Source organism: Halorubrum laminariae (genome assembly GCF_024494655.1).
Taxonomy (GTDB): domain Archaea; phylum Halobacteriota; class Halobacteria; order Halobacteriales; family Haloferacaceae; genus Halorubrum; species Halorubrum laminariae.
Window position 1 is genome coordinate 74,065 of the sequence record NZ_JANHDL010000009.1, and the last position, 16,175, is coordinate 90,239.

General features: G+C 65.8%; 14 protein-coding genes and 1 tRNA gene. 4 read left to right on the forward strand and 11 right to left on the reverse strand.

What is annotated here, in order from left to right; genetic code table 11:
* Nucleotides 1–6: 6 nt before the first annotated feature.
* Together gatE and NO887_RS13915 are read right to left on the reverse strand one after the other, a co-directional pair.
* Entirely contained in the window at nucleotides 7–1,890 is a 1,884-nt protein-coding gene (gatE, locus tag NO887_RS13910) for a Glu-tRNA(Gln) amidotransferase subunit GatE (RefSeq protein ID WP_256418865.1), read from the reverse strand.
* Nucleotides 1,891–2,458: 568 nt separating this feature from the next.
* Nucleotides 2,459–2,543: transfer RNA gene (locus NO887_RS13915), tRNA-Leu, on the reverse strand.
* A 158-nt stretch (nucleotides 2,544–2,701) separates the two neighbouring features.
* On the opposite strand from NO887_RS13915, the gene NO887_RS13920 reads away from it, so the two are divergent.
* The gene (locus NO887_RS13920) at nucleotides 2,702–3,262 is read left to right on the forward strand and encodes a DUF420 domain-containing protein (protein WP_256418866.1); all 561 of its coding nucleotides are present in this window, start codon (nucleotides 2,702–2,704) and stop codon (nucleotides 3,260–3,262) included.
* Nucleotides 3,263–3,328: 66 nt separating this feature from the next.
* On the opposite strand, the gene NO887_RS13925 is transcribed toward NO887_RS13920, so the two are convergent.
* The 8 genes from NO887_RS13925 to arsD form a co-directional block, all read right to left on the reverse strand.
* On the reverse strand, nucleotides 3,329–4,063 hold the full coding sequence (locus NO887_RS13925) for a halocyanin domain-containing protein (protein ID WP_256418867.1): 735 nt from the start codon (nucleotides 4,061–4,063) through the stop codon (nucleotides 3,329–3,331).
* A 138-nt stretch (nucleotides 4,064–4,201) separates the two neighbouring features.
* Nucleotides 4,202–5,701, reverse strand: a complete 1,500-nt coding sequence (gene purF, locus NO887_RS13930; RefSeq protein ID WP_256418868.1) for an amidophosphoribosyltransferase — start codon at nucleotides 5,699–5,701, stop codon at nucleotides 4,202–4,204.
* A 129-nt stretch (nucleotides 5,702–5,830) separates the two neighbouring features.
* Nucleotides 5,831–6,214, reverse strand: coding sequence for a DUF5820 family protein (locus tag NO887_RS13935; protein WP_256418869.1), 384 nt, complete (start codon nucleotides 6,212–6,214; stop codon nucleotides 5,831–5,833).
* An 82-nt stretch (nucleotides 6,215–6,296) separates the two neighbouring features.
* A complete protein-coding gene (gene rqcH, locus NO887_RS13940) occupies nucleotides 6,297–8,495 on the reverse strand; it encodes a ribosome rescue protein RqcH (RefSeq protein ID WP_256418870.1) in 2,199 nt (732 codons plus the stop codon).
* 86 nt (nucleotides 8,496–8,581) lie between these two features.
* Nucleotides 8,582–8,800 carry a halo-CC-star protein HcsS gene (gene hcsS, locus NO887_RS13945; protein WP_256418871.1) on the reverse strand — a complete coding sequence of 73 codons (219 nt, stop codon included), beginning with the start codon at nucleotides 8,798–8,800 and terminating at the stop codon, nucleotides 8,582–8,584.
* Entirely contained in the window at nucleotides 8,791–9,207 is a 417-nt protein-coding gene (gene hcsL / locus NO887_RS13950; protein ID WP_256418872.1) for a halo-CC-star protein HcsL, read from the reverse strand. Before hcsL ends, hcsS begins: the two co-directional genes overlap by 10 nt.
* Nucleotides 9,204–11,168, reverse strand: coding sequence for an arsenical pump-driving ATPase (gene arsA / locus NO887_RS13955; protein ID WP_256418873.1), 1,965 nt, complete (start codon nucleotides 11,166–11,168; stop codon nucleotides 9,204–9,206). The genes hcsL and arsA overlap by 4 nt, the downstream gene beginning before the upstream one ends.
* A 3-nt stretch (nucleotides 11,169–11,171) precedes the next feature.
* Nucleotides 11,172–11,501, reverse strand: a complete 330-nt coding sequence (arsD, locus tag NO887_RS13960; protein ID WP_256418874.1) for an arsenite efflux transporter metallochaperone ArsD — start codon at nucleotides 11,499–11,501, stop codon at nucleotides 11,172–11,174.
* A 457-nt stretch (nucleotides 11,502–11,958) separates the two neighbouring features.
* Between arsD and NO887_RS13965 the strand changes: the two genes are divergently transcribed.
* The gene (locus NO887_RS13965) at nucleotides 11,959–12,354 is read left to right on the forward strand and encodes an ArsR/SmtB family transcription factor (RefSeq protein WP_256418875.1); all 396 of its coding nucleotides are present in this window, start codon (nucleotides 11,959–11,961) and stop codon (nucleotides 12,352–12,354) included.
* A 98-nt stretch (nucleotides 12,355–12,452) separates the two neighbouring features.
* Here NO887_RS13965 and NO887_RS13970 read toward each other — a convergent pair whose 3' ends face one another.
* On the reverse strand, nucleotides 12,453–12,809 hold the full coding sequence (locus NO887_RS13970) for a hypothetical protein (protein ID WP_256418876.1): 357 nt from the start codon (nucleotides 12,807–12,809) through the stop codon (nucleotides 12,453–12,455).
* A gap of 667 nt (nucleotides 12,810–13,476) precedes the next feature.
* Between NO887_RS13970 and NO887_RS13975 the strand changes: the two genes are divergently transcribed.
* Nucleotides 13,477–14,310, forward strand: coding sequence for an MBL fold metallo-hydrolase (locus NO887_RS13975; protein ID WP_256418877.1), 834 nt, complete (start codon nucleotides 13,477–13,479; stop codon nucleotides 14,308–14,310).
* 71 nt (nucleotides 14,311–14,381) lie between these two features.
* Nucleotides 14,382–16,097 carry a hypothetical protein gene (locus tag NO887_RS13980; RefSeq protein ID WP_256418878.1) on the forward strand — a complete coding sequence of 572 codons (1,716 nt, stop codon included), beginning with the start codon at nucleotides 14,382–14,384 and terminating at the stop codon, nucleotides 16,095–16,097.
* The last annotated feature ends 78 nt before the right edge of the window (nucleotides 16,098–16,175 follow it).

The window sequence follows — 16,175 nt, forward strand, 5'->3', positions numbered from 1 at the left end:
GGCCCGCTACGACCGCTTGCCGATCTCCTCGCGGAGCACGTCCGAGACCACTTCGCCGTCCGCCTTCCCGCGGAGCGCGCCCATGGCTTCGCCCATCAGCCCCGAGAACGCGGCCATGCCCTCCTCGTCGATCTGGTCGGCGTTGCGCTCGACGACCTCGACGACCGCCTCGCGAACCTCGGCTTCGCTGACGCCCGAGAGCCCGGCCGCCTCGACGGCCTCGGCGGCCGACAGTTCGGGGTCCTCGGCGAGCGTCGAAAGCACCTCCGGGACGCCCTCCTTCGCGAGGTCGCCGTCGTCGACGAGGTCGAAGAGTTCGAGGAAGTGCTCGTCGGCGAGATTCTCGACCGGCGCGCCGTCGCGTCTGATCTCCGTCGTCGTCGATTCAAGCGTCGACGCCGCGAAGGTGGGATCGACGCCGCGATCGACCGCCGTCTCGAACAACGGGAAGCGCTGTCCGAACGCGACCTGCTCTGCGAGCCCCGCGTCGAGATCGAACTCCTCGACGTATCTGTCCGCTTTCTCGTCGAGGAGTTCAGGACTGTCGACCTCGGTCGGGTCGGGCTCGACGGGGGGCACGTCCGTTTCGGGGTACATCCGCGCGGCTCCGGGCAGCGGTCTGAGGTACCGCGTCGTCCCGTCGTCGTTCGCGCCGCGTGTCTCCTCTGGAACGCCCTCGATCGCGGTCTCGGCGCGGTCGGCCGCCGCCTCGATTGCTAGGTCTGCGGTCTCGGGATCGGTCGCGACGATAGCGACCGCGTCCGTCTCGCCCGCGCCCACGGCCTCGCGCAGCGCCGCGACCTCCCCGTCAGTGACGCCGTACGCCGGAAGTTCGTCGGTATGGAAGACCCCGCCCGCGCCGTGCCGCTTCGCGTGGTCCGAGAGTTCGGTTCCGAGCCGGCGGTCCGACTGGATCTCGTGGCCGACGAGCCCGTCGAAGCCGAACAGGGGGACTGCAGTGACTTTGCCACCCGAATTGAGCGCACCACGGATCACGCCCGAGTCGGTGTCCGTGAAGACATCCGTCACCGCTCTGGTCTCGCCCACGCTCGCGTCGCGCTCGCGGAGCTCGTCGCGGATCGCGAGCAGTTCCGCCTGTCGCTCCACCTCGCCGCGGACGATGTCTTCGATCCCCTGCAGATCCTGAACGCCTTTCACCTCGACACGTGCGCCCTCGGCGATGGAGACGTTCACATCCTGTCGGATCGTACCGAGCCCGCGCTTGACCGCGCCCGTCGAGCGCAACAACATGCCGATGCGTTCGGCGGCCTCGCGGGCACCTTCGGGGCTCCGGATGTCCGGGGCCGTGCCAATCTCAACGAGGGGGACGCCGAGCCGATCGAGCGAATACTCGACGCCGTCGTCGGTCTCCTCGACCCGTTTCGCAGACTCCTCTTCCAGCATGAGGTCCTCGATGGAGACGGTCCCCTCGCTCGTCTCGATCTCGCCGCGCTGGCCGAGCAGGATCGACCGCTGGAAGCCGGAGGTGTTCGACCCGTCGATGACGAGTTTCCGCATCACATGGGCCTGATCGACGACGCTCACGTCGAGCAGGTCGGCGATCTGCAGCGCCACGGAGAGCGCCTCATCGTCGACGCGCCGGGGGGGTTCGTCGTCCTCTTCGACGAGGCAAGTGGTGTCGTACGCGAGGTAGGTGAATTCCCGGTCGACGCGGCTCTCCTCCATCGCGGCGTCGTCGAGTTCGCCCAGTTCGCTCTTCGTCGGGTGGAGCCGCCGGATTATCTCCCGATCGGACTCCGCCGGGTCGCGCTCGGTCGTCGGGGAGTCACAGAACAGCTTCGTCGCCGTGTCGAGCTGCTGATGGATCTCTAAGCCGGCGACGAGCCCCAGCTCCTCGTGGTCGTACTCGGGTGTCGCATCCGTACTCATTACGCTACACTCCGACGGCGCGCGACTAAAAGGGTGGCAGTTCGGGTGAGCGGTGATTGGTCGTGGAAACAGGCGTCGGATCGGCAACAGCGGCGACTGCTTATAAACAATCCTACGGTGGCGCGCCGGTGAGCGCCGCACTGCGGCGCGAACCGCCCGCGAGGGACGCGGTGAACGCGAGCGGCAAAGCCGCGAGCCGTGAGGCGCGAGGCTGGGGAGGTGTGAGGTTGGGGAGGTGTGAGGCTGGGGAGGTGTGAGGCTGGGGAGGTGTGAGGCTGGGAGGTGTGAGGCGCGGTTACGGTGCTGTACAGGTTGGACTCAAAGGAGCAGTCGACGGCGGATTCACCGCCAGCGGTCAGAGGCGCGGAACGCCTCGCGGCTTGGGGTTTGGCAGCGTTTACCGACGATCCGCTACCGACCATTTATCGTGGGTGGTTGGGCTGAGAAACCGCTCATCTTCTCAGCCCACTACAAAGAATCAACTCAGCGCGTAGCGGTCGAAAGGAATTGTGCGTGGGTGCTGTCGTAGAGACAACACCGTGCATCGCGGGGGTGTGCCCCGTAGCGATGCGTGGGACCGGATTTGAACCGGCGGACCTCTACAGGACAGCGCCCTCAACGCTGCGCCGTTGGCCTGGCTTGGCTACCCACGCTCGCGGGTGTTTTCGCATCTCCTCGTACCCTTCCCCCGATTAAAAGCCCTTCCATTCGAGGGTACCGTGGCGGTGGATCCCAGAGCTGGACAGAATCAATTCGAGTGCTCCGCGATCGAACCGGCACGCGTTTGAGCCTCGCGCCCGTGACACAGTCCATGTCCGAGTGGGCCCGAGAGAACGTCCCGATCGTGACTGCCCTCCTGTCGACCGTCGCGCTCGCGCTCGTGTTCGGGGCCGTCGGCGGCGTGATCCCGAGTTCGCTCCTCCCCCGCGCGAGCGACGCGGTGCTCGCTGCCATCCCGCACGTCAACGCCGCGATCTCCGTGACCGCGATCGGCACCATCGTGCTCGGCTGGCGCGCGATCGGCCGCGGCGATGTCGCCCGCCACCGAGCGTTCATGCTGGCGTCGTTCGCGCTGTTCGCGACGTTCCTCACCGCGTATCTTTACCGATTGATCCACGTGGGAACCACCGCGTTCTCCGGTCCCGAACTTGTCTACTCGTACGTCTACCTCCCGTTCCTCGCGATTCACATCCTGCTCGCCATCGTCTGCGTTCCGTTCGTGTTCTACGCGCTGCTGCTCGCGGCGACGCGACCGCACGAAGAACTGTATCACACGCGACACGCGCAGGCCGGGTTCGTCGCCGCCGTCCTCTGGCTGATCTCCTTCGTGATGGGGGTCGGCGTCTACCTCATGCTGTATCACCTGTACTGAGGGGAATCAACGACCCCTACCGAAGGACACGCGCCGACGCCGCAAACCGGGACTTTCCCGGTCGGACTACTCCTCGTCGCTCGCCATCTGATGTGCCGCATAAAAGAGCGGCACGAGCAACGCCCCGGCGAACCCGAACCCGAGCGCGAGCGCGCCGATGTCGCTCGCGGAGAGGTCGCGATCGCCGTCGCCACCGTCGGAGTCGCTTCCCTCCCCACCAGTTCCGGTTCCCTCTCCGCCAGAACTGCTTCCGCGGTCGCTGCCACCGTCAGCTCCGTCAGCGTCGCCGTCGCTTCCGTCACCACCGTTGCCGCCGCTTCCGGGCGTCACGAGGTTGTCGTCAACGGAGCCGATCGCAACTGCGCCCTTCATCCCGGCCGCCTCGTGAGGCGTACAGAGGTAGTTGAACGTGTCACCCTCGGAGACGTCTTCGAAGGTGTGTTCGAACGTGTGTCCCGCCTCGTTGACCGTCTCCCCGCTGTCGAACGTCTCGTCGTTCGCGACGACGTTGTGTGCGCCCCCTTCGCCGGACCACTCCCAGACGACGGTCGTACCCGGATCGATAAGGATCGCGGACGGGCCGAACACGAGGCCGTTACCCGCGCCGACCGTCACGGTCACTTCGTCCTGACCCGTGTAATCGTGCGTGCCGTCGTAGTTCGGAACGTTATCCAGCCAGCCGTCGTACTGGGCCGTCACACTCCCGGTTCCGGCGGCGAGGCCGGTCGCGGCGGCGGCACCGGCGGCACTGACCCGAAACAGGCTGCGGCGGCTCATCGTTGTGTCGTCGGTAGCGTCCATGCGTGCACGTCCCGTCGTGCGCGTATTTAAGCTCCCGATACATCGCTCCGGGCCCAGGGGCGTCGGCCTCGACTCGTCGCGCTCGGCGGTCGATCGTGTCAGTCGTATCAGTCGTATCAGCCGTTGCAGCCGACTGTGTCAGTCGTCGGCCGGCGGCGGGTCCGAGGTCGCCCCGTCGATCTGGCGATCGGACGCTTCGCCCTCGACATCGAAGGGGTACTCGCCGGTGACACAGCCCAGACAGAGGTTGGCGCGGCTCTCGCCGAGCGCGTCGGCGACGGCGTCCACGGAGAGATACGACAGCGAGTCGGCACCGACTTCCTCGCGGATCTCCTCGGTCGAGGCGTCCGCGGCGATAAGCTCCTCGCGCGTGGCCATGTCGATCCCGAAGTAACAAGGCGCGACGATCGCGGGCGCGCCGATTCGGAGGTGGACCTCCTCGGCTCCCGCCTCGCGGACGAGGTCGACGAGCTGCGTCGAGGTCGTCCCGCGGACGATCGAGTCGTCGATGATGGTGACGGATTTCCCCTCGACGGTCGATTTGATCGGGTTGAGCTTCAGCCGGACCGCGCGCTCGCGCTCGTCCTGCGTCGGCATGATGAACGTCCGCCCGACGTAGCGGTTCTTCATCAGCCCCTCGGCGAACTCGATGCCGTCGTCGCCGTCGGGACGCGGGTCACCGTCGGGGGTGGTCTCGCCCGCGGCGTCGGCGTAGCCGGAGGCGAATGCGCGCCCCGAGTCCGGAACGGGCATCACCACGTCGGACTCGACGCCCGACTCGTTCCAGAGCTTCCGACCCAGCTTTCTGCGGACCTCATACACGAGGTTCTCGTCGATCACGGAGTCGGGACGCGCGAAGTAGACGTGTTCGAAAAAGCAGTGGGCGGTGGCGTCGCGCTCGACGAGCTGATAGGTGTCGTAGCCGCTGCCGTCGGGTTCCAACACGACCAGTTCGCCGGGACGCACGTCTCGGATGAGTTCCCCGTCGAGGGTGTCGATGGCGGCGGACTCGCTGGCGAGGACGTAGCCGCCGTCGATCTCGCCGAGGCACAGTGGTCGGTTCCCGAGCGGGTCGCGGACCCCGAGGACGGTATCGTCGTGGGTGATCGCGAGCGAGTAGGAGCCGTGGATCCGGTTCATCGTGTGTTTGACCGCGCGTACCAAGTCCTCATCCAAGAGGTTGCGTGCGAGGTCGTGGGCGATCACTTCGGTGTCGCCGTCGGAGGTGAACGCGTGACCGGCGGCGGCGAGTTCCGCGCGCACCTCGTCGGCGTTCGCGAGGTTCCCGTTGTGCGAGAGCCCGAGGGAGCCCGACTTGAACGACACCGAGAAGGGTTGTGCACAGCTTTTGTCGAGGCTGCCGGCGGTCGGGTATCGAACGTGGCCGATCCCGGTGCCGCCCGAGAGCGATTCCAAGTCACCCTTGTCGAAGGCGTCGCCGACGAGTCCGCGCTCGACGTGGCTGTGCTGTTGGAACCCGTCGTGCGTGACGATCCCCGCTGACTCCTGTCCGCGGTGTTGGAGCGCGTACAGCGCGTAGTACAGCGGCCGCGCGGCCTCTCGGTCGGCGAGCGAAACGCCGACGACGCCGCACTTCTCTCGCGGCTCGTCGGAGGTGTGGTCCCCACCGGCGTTCATACACCCACCCGTGGGTTGGGAGTCGATAAAAACCCTCGTGTTCGTGGCGTTCGACGCCCGATAAACTGGATTCAATACCCACATTCGTGGATCATACCGCGATATCGACGACGGGACGGCGTGGTCGATTCAGTCGTCACCCACCAGCTCGTCGAGCCGCTCGAAGTACGCCTCTCGCGGCACCTGATAGGCGTCGCGGTAGTCCACGTTGCCGGCGGCGAACCGAGCCGCGATGTCGACCGCCGCGTCGGCACCGGCCTCGCGCGTCTCGCGCGTCAGTGAGACCAGTTCGATCTCCGGCTCCGCGAAGAGGACGACGTGCCACTCGTCGGTTGCGTACTGCCCGGATCCGGGACGCGCCGTCCGTGCGCCGTTCGTCAGATAGATTGTCGGGAGGCACTCGGCCGGGAGGTCCTCGCCACCGAACACGTCGGGCCGGTACACGAGGATCGCTCGGCCGCTCGGCTCCTCGTTCCACACCCGCCAGCCGTCGGGCAGCGCCGCGAAGCTCATGCCCGCCCTCGGTCGCGGAGGCTTGAAAGGGTCGCGTTCGCGCGCCGGAAGGCGAGGACGCGCCCCCGGAGGGATACGTACCTCAGTCGACGATGTCCGATCCACCCGGCGGCAGGAACTCCTGAAGCTGGTCGGCGCTCGCCACCTTCCGCACGAACGACTGGTCCGCGAACCGCTCTTTCAGCCGCCGGTAGACCATCATTGCCGCGTCGTTTTGCGCGTACATTCCCGGCTCCAGCGTGACCTGTGCCGCCGCCCGGTCTGTGATCGCCGACGGCGGCCCGCCGATCGCGCGGGTGACCGGCTCGCACTGGACGCCGACGGCGACCCGGCAGGGGACATCTTCGAAGTAGGTGCGGTCGCCGCGGATCACGAAGCTTCCCTTCTCGATGTACTCGCCGCTCTCGGGCGTTTTCGACACCTGATCCGGGTCGACCATGTAGGCGTCGCCCGCGCCGCGGCCGTCCTTCCAGTCCGAGGAGTGCGACACTGCGAACTGCGCGGCCTCCCGCAGGGTCTGCTCCGAGAAGTCGACGGGGTCCGCGGACTCCGAGGGGCCGGCCGCCTTCAGCAGGGTGACCGGTCCGCCGTGCGCCTGCGTGTGGAAGAACCGGTCGTGGTTGCCCATGTACTTTTTCACCAGCTCCTCGTTCTGGTCGGCGTTGCGGCCGCCGATGACGAGGTACCCCGTCGAGGTGTGGAACCAGCGGAACCGCTCGTACCAGTCGTCCGGACTCCGGATCGGGATCGACGAGCGCGAGAGCCAGTCGGTCTCGTACTCCTCGTCTTCGTTCTCGTCATCCGACGCGCTCTCGTCGTCTTCCGCCTCGTTCGCCTCCCACTCGGCCTTGCGCCGCTTGACGGCCTCTAGTTCCTCGCGGGTCGACTCGATCGCCTCCATCGCGCCCTCCTTTTTCCCCTCGACTCGCTTGGCTTCTCGATACAGCCGATCCGCGTTGACCTCGACGCCCGCGTCCGCGTCGAGTTCGATCTCGGTTGCGTTCCCGTCTTCGTCGTCGAGCGCGATCGTCACGGTCCCCTCGCCGCCGTCGACGTCGACGACGGCCTCCGCGGCCGAGATTCCGCGTTCCGCGCCGGCCGCGAGGGTGTCGGCGATCTCGTCCCACGGCACGTCGTTCGCTCGGGCCTCTTGGACCGTCGAGAGCACCTCGTCGACGAGGTCGTAGTTAGCGTAGAGGAGTTCGGCTCGTTCGCGCTCGCGTTCGGCCTGCGCTTCGAATCCCTCGATCGCGCCCGTCTGCTGTTCGATGATCCGCTCCTGTTTGGCGATTTGCTCCTCAAAGTCGGGCCGAGACGCGCTCGCATCCGCAGGAGCGGCGTCGTCGCCCGTCTCGTCCTGCCGGTTGAGTCGGTAGAAGTACTCGTCGACGGCAGCGTTGAACGAGTCGAAGCCGACGCTCGGAAGCCCCTCGTGTTCCGCGAGCGGGAACGGTGTCACGTCGACGACGCGAGTCTCGGGATCGTCGGCCTCGGAATCGGCCTCGGCGGCGTCGCCACCGTCGCCGTCGAGCACCTCCTCGTACACGCGCGGGTCGACGTCCCCGGACCGGAGCCGGTCGGCGATGTCCGCGAGCGCGTCGTGGAGCGCGCGGAGTTGATCGTCGGTCACCTCTGCGATCGCCGTCTCCTTCTCGACGCTGGCGCGCGTGCACACCTCCTCCGCGTACAGGCCGCCGAGGTTGAGCTGGGTCGCCAGCGTCCGGACCACGTCGCTGTCGGACTCGCGCATGTGCCGTTCGAAGCCACCGAAGCTCACGTCAAGCGGATTCAACCGCGAGGCCGGGTACTCGTACTGCGTGCCTGGCGCGACCGTCCGAGACTTGAGTCGGACCGTCTCAAGCGCCCCGACGACCGCACCGGTCTCGTCGAGCGCGGCGACGTTCCCCTGCCCGAACAGCTCGGCGACGAGGGTGGTGTTCTCGTCGTCGCGCGCGAACTCGAAGGTGAGGATGCGGTCGAACTCGTACTGCTCGACGCCGACGAAGTCGGCCCCCGACAGCCGGTTGCGAAGCATCTTCGCGAAGTTCGGCGGTCGGCCCGGTGCGTCGGCGACGTGCTCGGCGTCGGCGACGTGCGCGCGCTTCACGTCGCCCACCTCGATCATGAGTTCGACGCGACCGCGGTCGAAGTCGCGGAGCTTCAGTCGAATCAGGTCCTCGTCATAGCGGTACGCCTTGTCGACCTTCGCCCCCTCGTACCGGTTGAGTTCGGTGACGAGCGCGCCGAGGTCGATGCTCGACAGCTCCCGCTTCGGATCCATACGCGTTGAACAGGCGGACCGGAAAAAGACGTGTCGTTGTAGGGGCGCGCTCGACCGATCGATCCGGTCGGTCGTACCCGCCCCGGCTAACAGCAGTCGTCGGTGCGACAGACGCTCCCGTAGTCGATTCCCGTTTCGTCGCCGATCGCCTCGTTGCACTGCATCACCGTCGTGGTGAACGCGAACTCCGACGACTCCGCCTTCGCCGCGGCGAGTGCCTCGCCGAGCGCCTCCGCGGCCGCGACGACTTCCTCGTCGGTGGTCCCGTCCGCATCGGGATTTTGCTCGGAGGCACTCAACAGCACCCACCTCCGGTAGACCGCGCGAACTCCTCGCCGATCGCCTCGCTGACGGCGTCGTTCGTCCGCTGCAGGAGCTCGACGAGATCGGCCTGTGCGGCCCGCTGGCGTCGGATCGTCTCGTCGTCCGACAGCTCCGATTTGAGTTCTTTCAACTCTTTCATCACCGAATCGTCGAAGCCGCCGCGCTGCAGCTGCCGCTGTTTCTGCTGATACTCTCGGAGCAACGCCATCGAGTCGGCGTCCGCTTGGAGCGCCTCGTCGGCCTCGACGAATCGTCGGTAGGTCTCCGACTCGCCGAGCGCGTCGAGGAACTCGCGGAGCGCCGCCTCGACGTTCGCTTCCACGTCTGCGTCCGCGGGAGCGTCCGCGACGCTCTCGCTCGCGTCGTCCGAGCCCCGCGCGTCGCTCACGAGGACAACACCTCCGGCGTATCCGCCTCGGCGATATCCGCCAGCCCGGTGATCTCCTCGCCGAAGGCGCTCAGCTCGCCGAGCCCGATCGGCTCGTCTCGGCGGAGCGGCGCGAGCATGAGCGGGGCGTCGAACCGGTCACGGATCTCGTCGAGGTACTGCGCCTGTTGCGCGCGGCGGTTCGCGAAGAAGGCGTTGTCGCCGTACGCCTCGGGGAGGAGGTAGTTCGCGACGACCAGCGAGGTTTCGATGCCGACTTGGTCTTCGAGGTCGGCGGCGGCCCGATACGCCTCCATCATGGGCGTGTACTCGGGGTACATCACGAACGCGAAGGTGCTCCGGTCGGGATCTTTCATCGTCTCGATGACCTCGTCGTACTGGTCGCCCTTCGCGGGCGCGGCACCCTTCGTCAGCGAGCCCAGATCCATGAACCCCTTCCAGTCAGAGGGGAGTTCGAGCAGCCGGAGCGTGTGACCCGTCGGTGCCGTGTCGAAGACGATCACCTCGTAGCCGTCCTCGTCGAAGTAGCTCACGAACTTTTCGAGGGCGGCCATCTCCTCGGCGCAGGGCGACTCCAACTCCTCCTCGACGTTCGCGATCGCGGCGTCGACGTCGATCTGGGTGTCCTCTTTCTCCTCGTACATCTCCGTGACGTGATCGAGGACCTGTTCGCGGTACTCGGCGAGCGCCTCCTCCTGATCGATCCGCGCCGCGTCGAGGTTGGCCTGCCCGACCGAGGTCGGCTCGTGGCCCACGGGCTCGCCGAAGATGTCCTCTAGATGCGCGGCCGGGTCGGTCGTGACGACGAGCGTCTCGCGGCCCGCCTCGGCGAGCTTCGTCGCCGCCGTCGCGGCGACCGTGCTCTTGCCGACGCCGCCCTTGCCGGTGAAAAAGAGGTACTGCGTCTCCTCGTCGGGCGTGAGCTGTTCCGCGACCGCGTCGGCGTCCGCCATCGAATCGAAGTCGACCGCACCGTCGACGCGGCCCGCGTCGTCCACCTCGGTCGCCTCGCCGACATCGACCGTCGTCTCGTCACCGTCGTAGAGGACGCCGGCCACGTCCGCGAGCAGGTCGAGCCCCGCGATCTCGCCGGGCTGGAGCGGGTACGTCGCGGTCGCGTCGGCGTCGAACTCCTCCCGGGCCCGCTCGATGACGGCCTGTTCGTCCGCACGCTTCGCCTCGAAGAATGGGTCCTCACACACTGATTCGGGAAGGTAGCCGTTGAGGATCAGAAGCTGCGAGTCGATGCCGAGCTCGGCGAGGTCGCCCGCGCTGCGTTCGATCTCGTCGATCGAGGAGGCCTCGGGTTTGCCGACGAACGCGAAGGCGGTGCGCTCGTAGTCCTGAAGCGTGTCGATCGCGCGCTCGTAGTCCTGCTTGCGCTCTTCCATCGAGGCGGCCGGTCCGATACAGGTCGAGCCGCCCTTCTCGAGTTCGGCGTTCCAGTCGGAGGGAAGCTCCATCAACCGGATCGTGTGGCCCGTCGGTGCCGTGTCGAAGACCACGGCGTCGTACTCCGGGCTATCCATGAAGCCGACGAAGTTGTCGAAGGCGGCGATCTCTTCGACGCACGGGCTGTTGAGCTGCTCTTCGACCGTCTGGATCTCCTCCTCGCCGAGCAGTTCGCGCATCGGCTCGATCGTCTCTTGACGGTACTCCTCGGCGGCAACGTCGGGGTCGATCTCGATCGCCGAGAGGTTCTCGACGCCGTCGATAGCGGTGACCTCGTGGCCGATCTCCTGCCCGAAGATGTCTGAGAGGTTCGGCGCGGGGTCGGTCGTCACCAGGAGCGTCTCGTGGTCGTTGTCGGCGAGCCACGCCGCGGTCGCACAGCTCACCGTGCTCTTGCCGACGCCGCCCTTTCCGCTGAAGAAGACGAACTCGGTCTCGTCTCCGCTCGGTTCGACTATCTCGCGCGCGCCCGTCCCCGATTGCGTCCGCGACTGCCGTGTCTGTGCCATCCGCTAGGCCTCCTGTGCCGTGGCGCTCTCATCGACGGCGGCGGTCAGTTCGTCGTACGAGAGGTACTCCCCTTCGGCGACGATCTCGTCGTCGACGACGATGATCGGGAGGATCGACGGCCCGTCCGCCTGTACGCGGTCGTAGATGCGCTGCGTTTCGAGGAACCGGTCGATGTCGTGTTGCATGTTCGCGCGAGTCACGTCAAGGTCATCGAACGCGTCTTCGAGCTGGTCGAGCGCCGCGCTGACCTCGACGAGCTCGTCGTCGGGGTCGGGACCGCAGACGCCAGTGGAGCAACACATCGCTTCTTCATAGAGGGTGAGTTCGGTCATGGTGAAGTCGGTCGTCGAACGTCTGAGCTATCGTTCACAGCGATTCGTGCCAATTCCACAGCCACTGTGATCGATTCATTTGAACAATTCTTCATACAATTATAAGCCCTTCGGTCGGAGATATCCGTGTCGATCACGCGGTCGAGAGCCCGGGACAGTCGAGAGCTTCGCTCGTCCGATTATCCGTCGGTAGCTCGCGGCCTCATTCGGTGGAACACGTCGCAGTCAAATCCCACGAGTTTCGAGGAACGATGAGGAACGCATCGGCTGCTGGACCTAGATGGCATCGACCACAGCAGACAACGGATCCATCGTTGATCGGGCGATTCCAGCCCAATTGCGCGTATCGCATATGCGACACAATAACTGAACAAGTACTATATCGTATCTGCCCTCAGCCACGTGTATGGGACCGACAGTTCACAACGTTTAATCTCGTGTCAATTCAACTGTGCGTATGTCATCGACGGATCGGCTCCAGCGGTACGTGGCCGACGAGTGCGGCTCCTGTACGGACGAGGACCTCTCTGAGCGGCTCGCGGAGCTTGAGGAGCTGAACGAAAGCGTCGGCGAGTCGGATCTGGAGAGTGATGTCGAGCTGCTGTCGGCACTCGGCAACGAGACGCGGTACAAAATCGTCCGCATGTTACACGCAGCCGAGGACGACGAACTGTGCGTCTGCGAGTTCTCGCCGCTGTTGGACGTGAGCGACAGCGCGATCAGCCACGCACTCTCTAAACTGACCGACGCCGGGCTCGTCACGCGCCGGAAGGAGGGGAAGTGGCGGATGTACCGCGCCACGCCTCGCGCGAACGCCGTCCTAGTCGCGCTCGACGGCTCGCGGTCGCTGTAAGGGGACCGCTCCCGTCTCAGTCGCACGTTTCGGCCGAATCGGAGCCTCTCGGAAATGCTGAACCTGTCGCGTCGGCGTGAACCACGCGTGTCGCCGGGTCAGAACGTGATGATTTCGTAGTCGTCGTCGACGAGCGACCGAATGCTCGGGTGGCCGTCGTACTCGTCGAGGGTGACGAGTCCCGCGTCGGCGACTGCCTCGTCGACATCGAACGCGCCGGAGCAGTAGTCACACACCGCGGCGTCGTCGCGAACCGCCTGATAGAGCTCGTGGTAGTCGCTGTCCTCGTCTTCGAGCTCCGGGATCCACTGGGTCCCAGCGCCGTCGAAGATGAGTTCAAGTTCGTCCTCGTCGTTCTCGGCGAACTCCTTTGCGGCCTCCAGCGCGTTCGCGAGGCGACCGTAGTCGGCGTGCGATTCGTTGCCGGCGAGAATCACGATTGCTGCCTTTGCCATCGAATTTCCGTATGTCCCATCCGTACAAAACCCACCCGCAGGTGTGTGTCCCAGACGCCAACTCGACACGTGATGGCGTACCACACGAAAGAACGGGAGCGGCGGCGCGAGCACCATCACGTCCCAGGTCCCCCCGCGTCCAGACTGTCGCATCCTTTGCGGCCCGTTCAGTACATTACATATCGCGAGATACAGTATATCTGTTAGTCACCGATCGTATCGGTATCTACAGGCGGAACAGGCCGAGTGCCTCGGGGCTTGACCCCGAGGGTGAAGGCCGTCGAAAGATTAACCAAACCACGGTTCGTACAGTTGATACAGTCAGAGAACCACAAAGACGGGTTAAAGACCGTAATCCAACGCTGACTGAGACGATGTGGAAATGCGACATCTCTCAAAATCCACGCCGTCGGCGTGGTGCGACAGGTGTTGTCGGGCGGTGTGGAGCCGCCGACCCTCACGGACGCACCGAGCGTTCGGGTGTGAATTCCAGCCGACTCATCTCGGGAAGGTCGGGGGGAATTAAATTCGCCTACGTCCATCCGTCCGTTTCTGGACGGTATGGACAAAACGGCGAAGCCTCGGGGCTTGTCCCCGAGGTACTTCACGAAACGGAGACGTCGCGGACTCCGCAACGATTACCCGAGGAGCACTCATCACCTAGACCATGGCCGACTCCGACTGGGGCGACTGGCTGCCGCGAGCGGTGGCAGACGCCGATCCCGACACGGTAGCGCTGTGGTATCTGGGCTGCAACGGCTTCGCGATCAAGGGGAGCGACGGCACCGTCCTCTGGGTCGACCCGTACATCGGTACCGGCGATCCGCCGAGAACCGTGCGAATGATCCCGGTCCCGTTCGATCCCGCTGATATCGACCTCGCGGACGCGGTGTTGGCGACTCACGAGCACACTGATCACGTCCACGGTCCGTCGCAGGCACCGATCCTCGAAAAGACGGACGCGGACTTCGTCGCACCGGACGACTCGCTCGCGGTGGCCCGCGAAGAAGAGAGCTGGACGGACGACTGGGACGTCGACGACGAGGCGTTCACGGAAGTCGCCGAGGGCGACGAGCTCCGGATCGGCGAGTTCACCGTCCACGTCGTCGAGACCCAAGACGCGGACGCGACGCATCCGGTCGGCTACGTTATCGAACACGAGACGGGGACGGTGTTCCACGCCGGCGACAGCAAGCCCTCCGACTCCTTTACCGACCTCGCAGACCGGTTCGACATCGACCTCGGCATCCTCGCGTTCGGATCCGTCGGAACCGTTCCGGACAAAGAGACCGGAGAGCCTGTTCGGACGAAGTGGTACAGCGACGAAAACCAGATCGCGTCGGCGGCGAACGACCTCGAACTCGACCGGCTCGTTCCGACGCACTGGGACATGTGGAAGGGGCTCACCGCGGATCCGACGGCGCTCCACGAGCACGTTCGGAGCTTCCGGCATCCGAACAGACTCGACATCGTGGAGATCGGCGACAGGATCGATCTCTGAGTTCGTCGCGGAGTTATCACGAACGACATCCGGCCCGTGGATTTTAAGCCCCTGCTCCGGGACGGGTTCGTATGAGCGAACGGACGGACGGCGGGACGACCGTCGACGAAGACGGCGTCCGCGTCGAGAAGTCATTCACCGGTGACGCGTTCCCCGTACCGGCGGTGAGGTACGACCTCTCCTCCAGCCGCGAGGACGCGGTACGTGTGCGTATCGTCGACCAGATACCGGAGTCGTTCCCGATGGACCGAATCGGGTTTCACCCCGACTACGAGAGCGACAACTGGACCGCGTACAAGGACCACCGCGTCGAGTTTGAGCGCGTGGTAGAGCCGGGCGAGACGGTCGAGACCGTGTTCGGGATCCGCGACGACGACCCCGATCTCGACGGCTTCCTGAACGCGCCGGTCATCGAGCACGTCCCGGTCGGCGAGGAGATCGAAGACGTGCTCGGCGCGGGCGACACCGACGCCGTGAGAGAGGTGCTGGCGGGGGATCGCACGACGCTCCCCGGAATGGAAGAGACGGGTGAGAGCGAACCGGCCGACGCGGAAAGCGAATTGGATCCCGTGGACGCGGCCGTCAGCGATTCGGCTCCGGCAGATGCGACTGCGTCGGACGTGAGTGACGAGGGCCCGGAACCGGTCGTCGAATCCGACTCCGAGACGCCCGCAGAGACGGACGCACCCGCGCCACGGGCGGTCAGCGAGGAGAACACCACAGCGGTCACGCGCCGCGATACCGGAGAAGCGCCGAGCGAAGCCGAAGCGGAAGAAACCGAACGCATCGACGCAGACGAACCACTGGAGCCCGACGAGCCAGCCGCAACGGACGACGCGCCGACCGACAAATCCGAAACGGACGAGCCGGAGCCGGAAGACGCGACTGCGTCGGACGAAGAGACGGCGTCCGAAGCGGGATCCGAGCCGACCGTGGGCGCGGAGGGCAGTGTCGCAGCCGCGCTCGCGGCGGAGATCCGGTCGGGAGAAGCCGACCCCGAGGACATCCAAACGATAGAGTCCGAACTCGACGGTGACGTGCCGCGCAGCGTCGACGTTCGCATCGGGCGTCTACAGTCGAGCGTCGCCGACATAGAGGCGTACGCCGACGCCCTCGCGGAATTCATCGACGGAGAGGGGACCGCCCGGGAGATCCTCGAAGATCTGAACGACAAGATCGATGCAGTGGAGTCGACGGTGACGACTCTCGACGACCGGGCAGACGACGCCGAGACCGCCCGAACCGAACTGCGCGAGGACCTGTCGCGCGTCGACGAGACTGTGGGCGACGTGGCCGACGACGTTTCGGCGGTCGACGAGCGCGTCGACGGGGTCGAGTCGGAAGTCGAGTCCATCGAGACCGACGTGGCCGCGGTCGAGTCGTCCGTCGAATCAGCCGAAGACTCCGTCGAGTCAGTCGAAGCCTCCGTCGACGCCGCGACGTCGGAGATCGCGCGTATCGACGAGGAGACGGACGAGATCACCGGATCCGTGGACAGCCTCACCAACGACGTGGAGACGCTGTCCGAGGGGCTCGACGCCGTCGAGACCGATCTGGACGCCACAGACGAAACGGTCGACGACATCGAATCGCGACTCGGCCGGTTCGACGAGGAGTTCGACGATCTGTGGGACGACCTCGCGGAGGTCGACACGCGGCTGACGGAGGTCGAAGATCGGCTCGGCGACGACCTCGACGACATCGAGGCCGAACTCGACGCGATCGACGATCATCTCGAAGAGCTGGAAGCGTTCAGAAAGCGGCTCAACGAGGCGTTCGGACCGTAGATTGGGTGAGCCGACGAAACGGCCGAGAGGGGTCGACCCGATCCGCATCGCGACCGGACGCAAAACGCAATCCGTTTT

What these genes read in the sequence shown, in the direction of transcription:
- NO887_RS13980 (WP_256418878.1), top strand. Translation starts at nt 14,382, where the DNA reads ATGAGCGAACGGACGGACGGCGGGACGACCGTCGACGAAGACGGCGTC.
- NO887_RS13975 (WP_256418877.1), top strand. Translation starts at nt 13,477, where the DNA reads ATGGCCGACTCCGACTGGGGCGACTGGCTGCCGCGAGCGGTGGCAGAC.
- arsD (WP_256418874.1), bottom strand. Translation starts at nt 11,501, where the DNA reads ATGACCGAACTCACCCTCTATGAAGAAGCGATGTGTTGCTCCACTGGC.
- NO887_RS13920 (WP_256418866.1), top strand. Translation starts at nt 2,702, where the DNA reads ATGTCCGAGTGGGCCCGAGAGAACGTCCCGATCGTGACTGCCCTCCTG.
- arsA (WP_256418873.1), bottom strand. Translation starts at nt 11,168, where the DNA reads ATGGCACAGACACGGCAGTCGCGGACGCAATCGGGGACGGGCGCGCGC.
- NO887_RS13970 (WP_256418876.1), bottom strand. Translation starts at nt 12,809, where the DNA reads ATGGCAAAGGCAGCAATCGTGATTCTCGCCGGCAACGAATCGCACGCC.
- NO887_RS13965 (WP_256418875.1), top strand. Translation starts at nt 11,959, where the DNA reads ATGTCATCGACGGATCGGCTCCAGCGGTACGTGGCCGACGAGTGCGGC.
- NO887_RS13925 (WP_256418867.1), bottom strand. Translation starts at nt 4,063, where the DNA reads ATGGACGCTACCGACGACACAACGATGAGCCGCCGCAGCCTGTTTCGG.
- gatE (WP_256418865.1), bottom strand. Translation starts at nt 1,890, where the DNA reads ATGAGTACGGATGCGACACCCGAGTACGACCACGAGGAGCTGGGGCTC.
- rqcH (WP_256418870.1), bottom strand. Translation starts at nt 8,495, where the DNA reads ATGGATCCGAAGCGGGAGCTGTCGAGCATCGACCTCGGCGCGCTCGTC.
- NO887_RS13935 (WP_256418869.1), bottom strand. Translation starts at nt 6,214, where the DNA reads ATGAGCTTCGCGGCGCTGCCCGACGGCTGGCGGGTGTGGAACGAGGAG.
- purF (WP_256418868.1), bottom strand. Translation starts at nt 5,701, where the DNA reads ATGAACGCCGGTGGGGACCACACCTCCGACGAGCCGCGAGAGAAGTGC.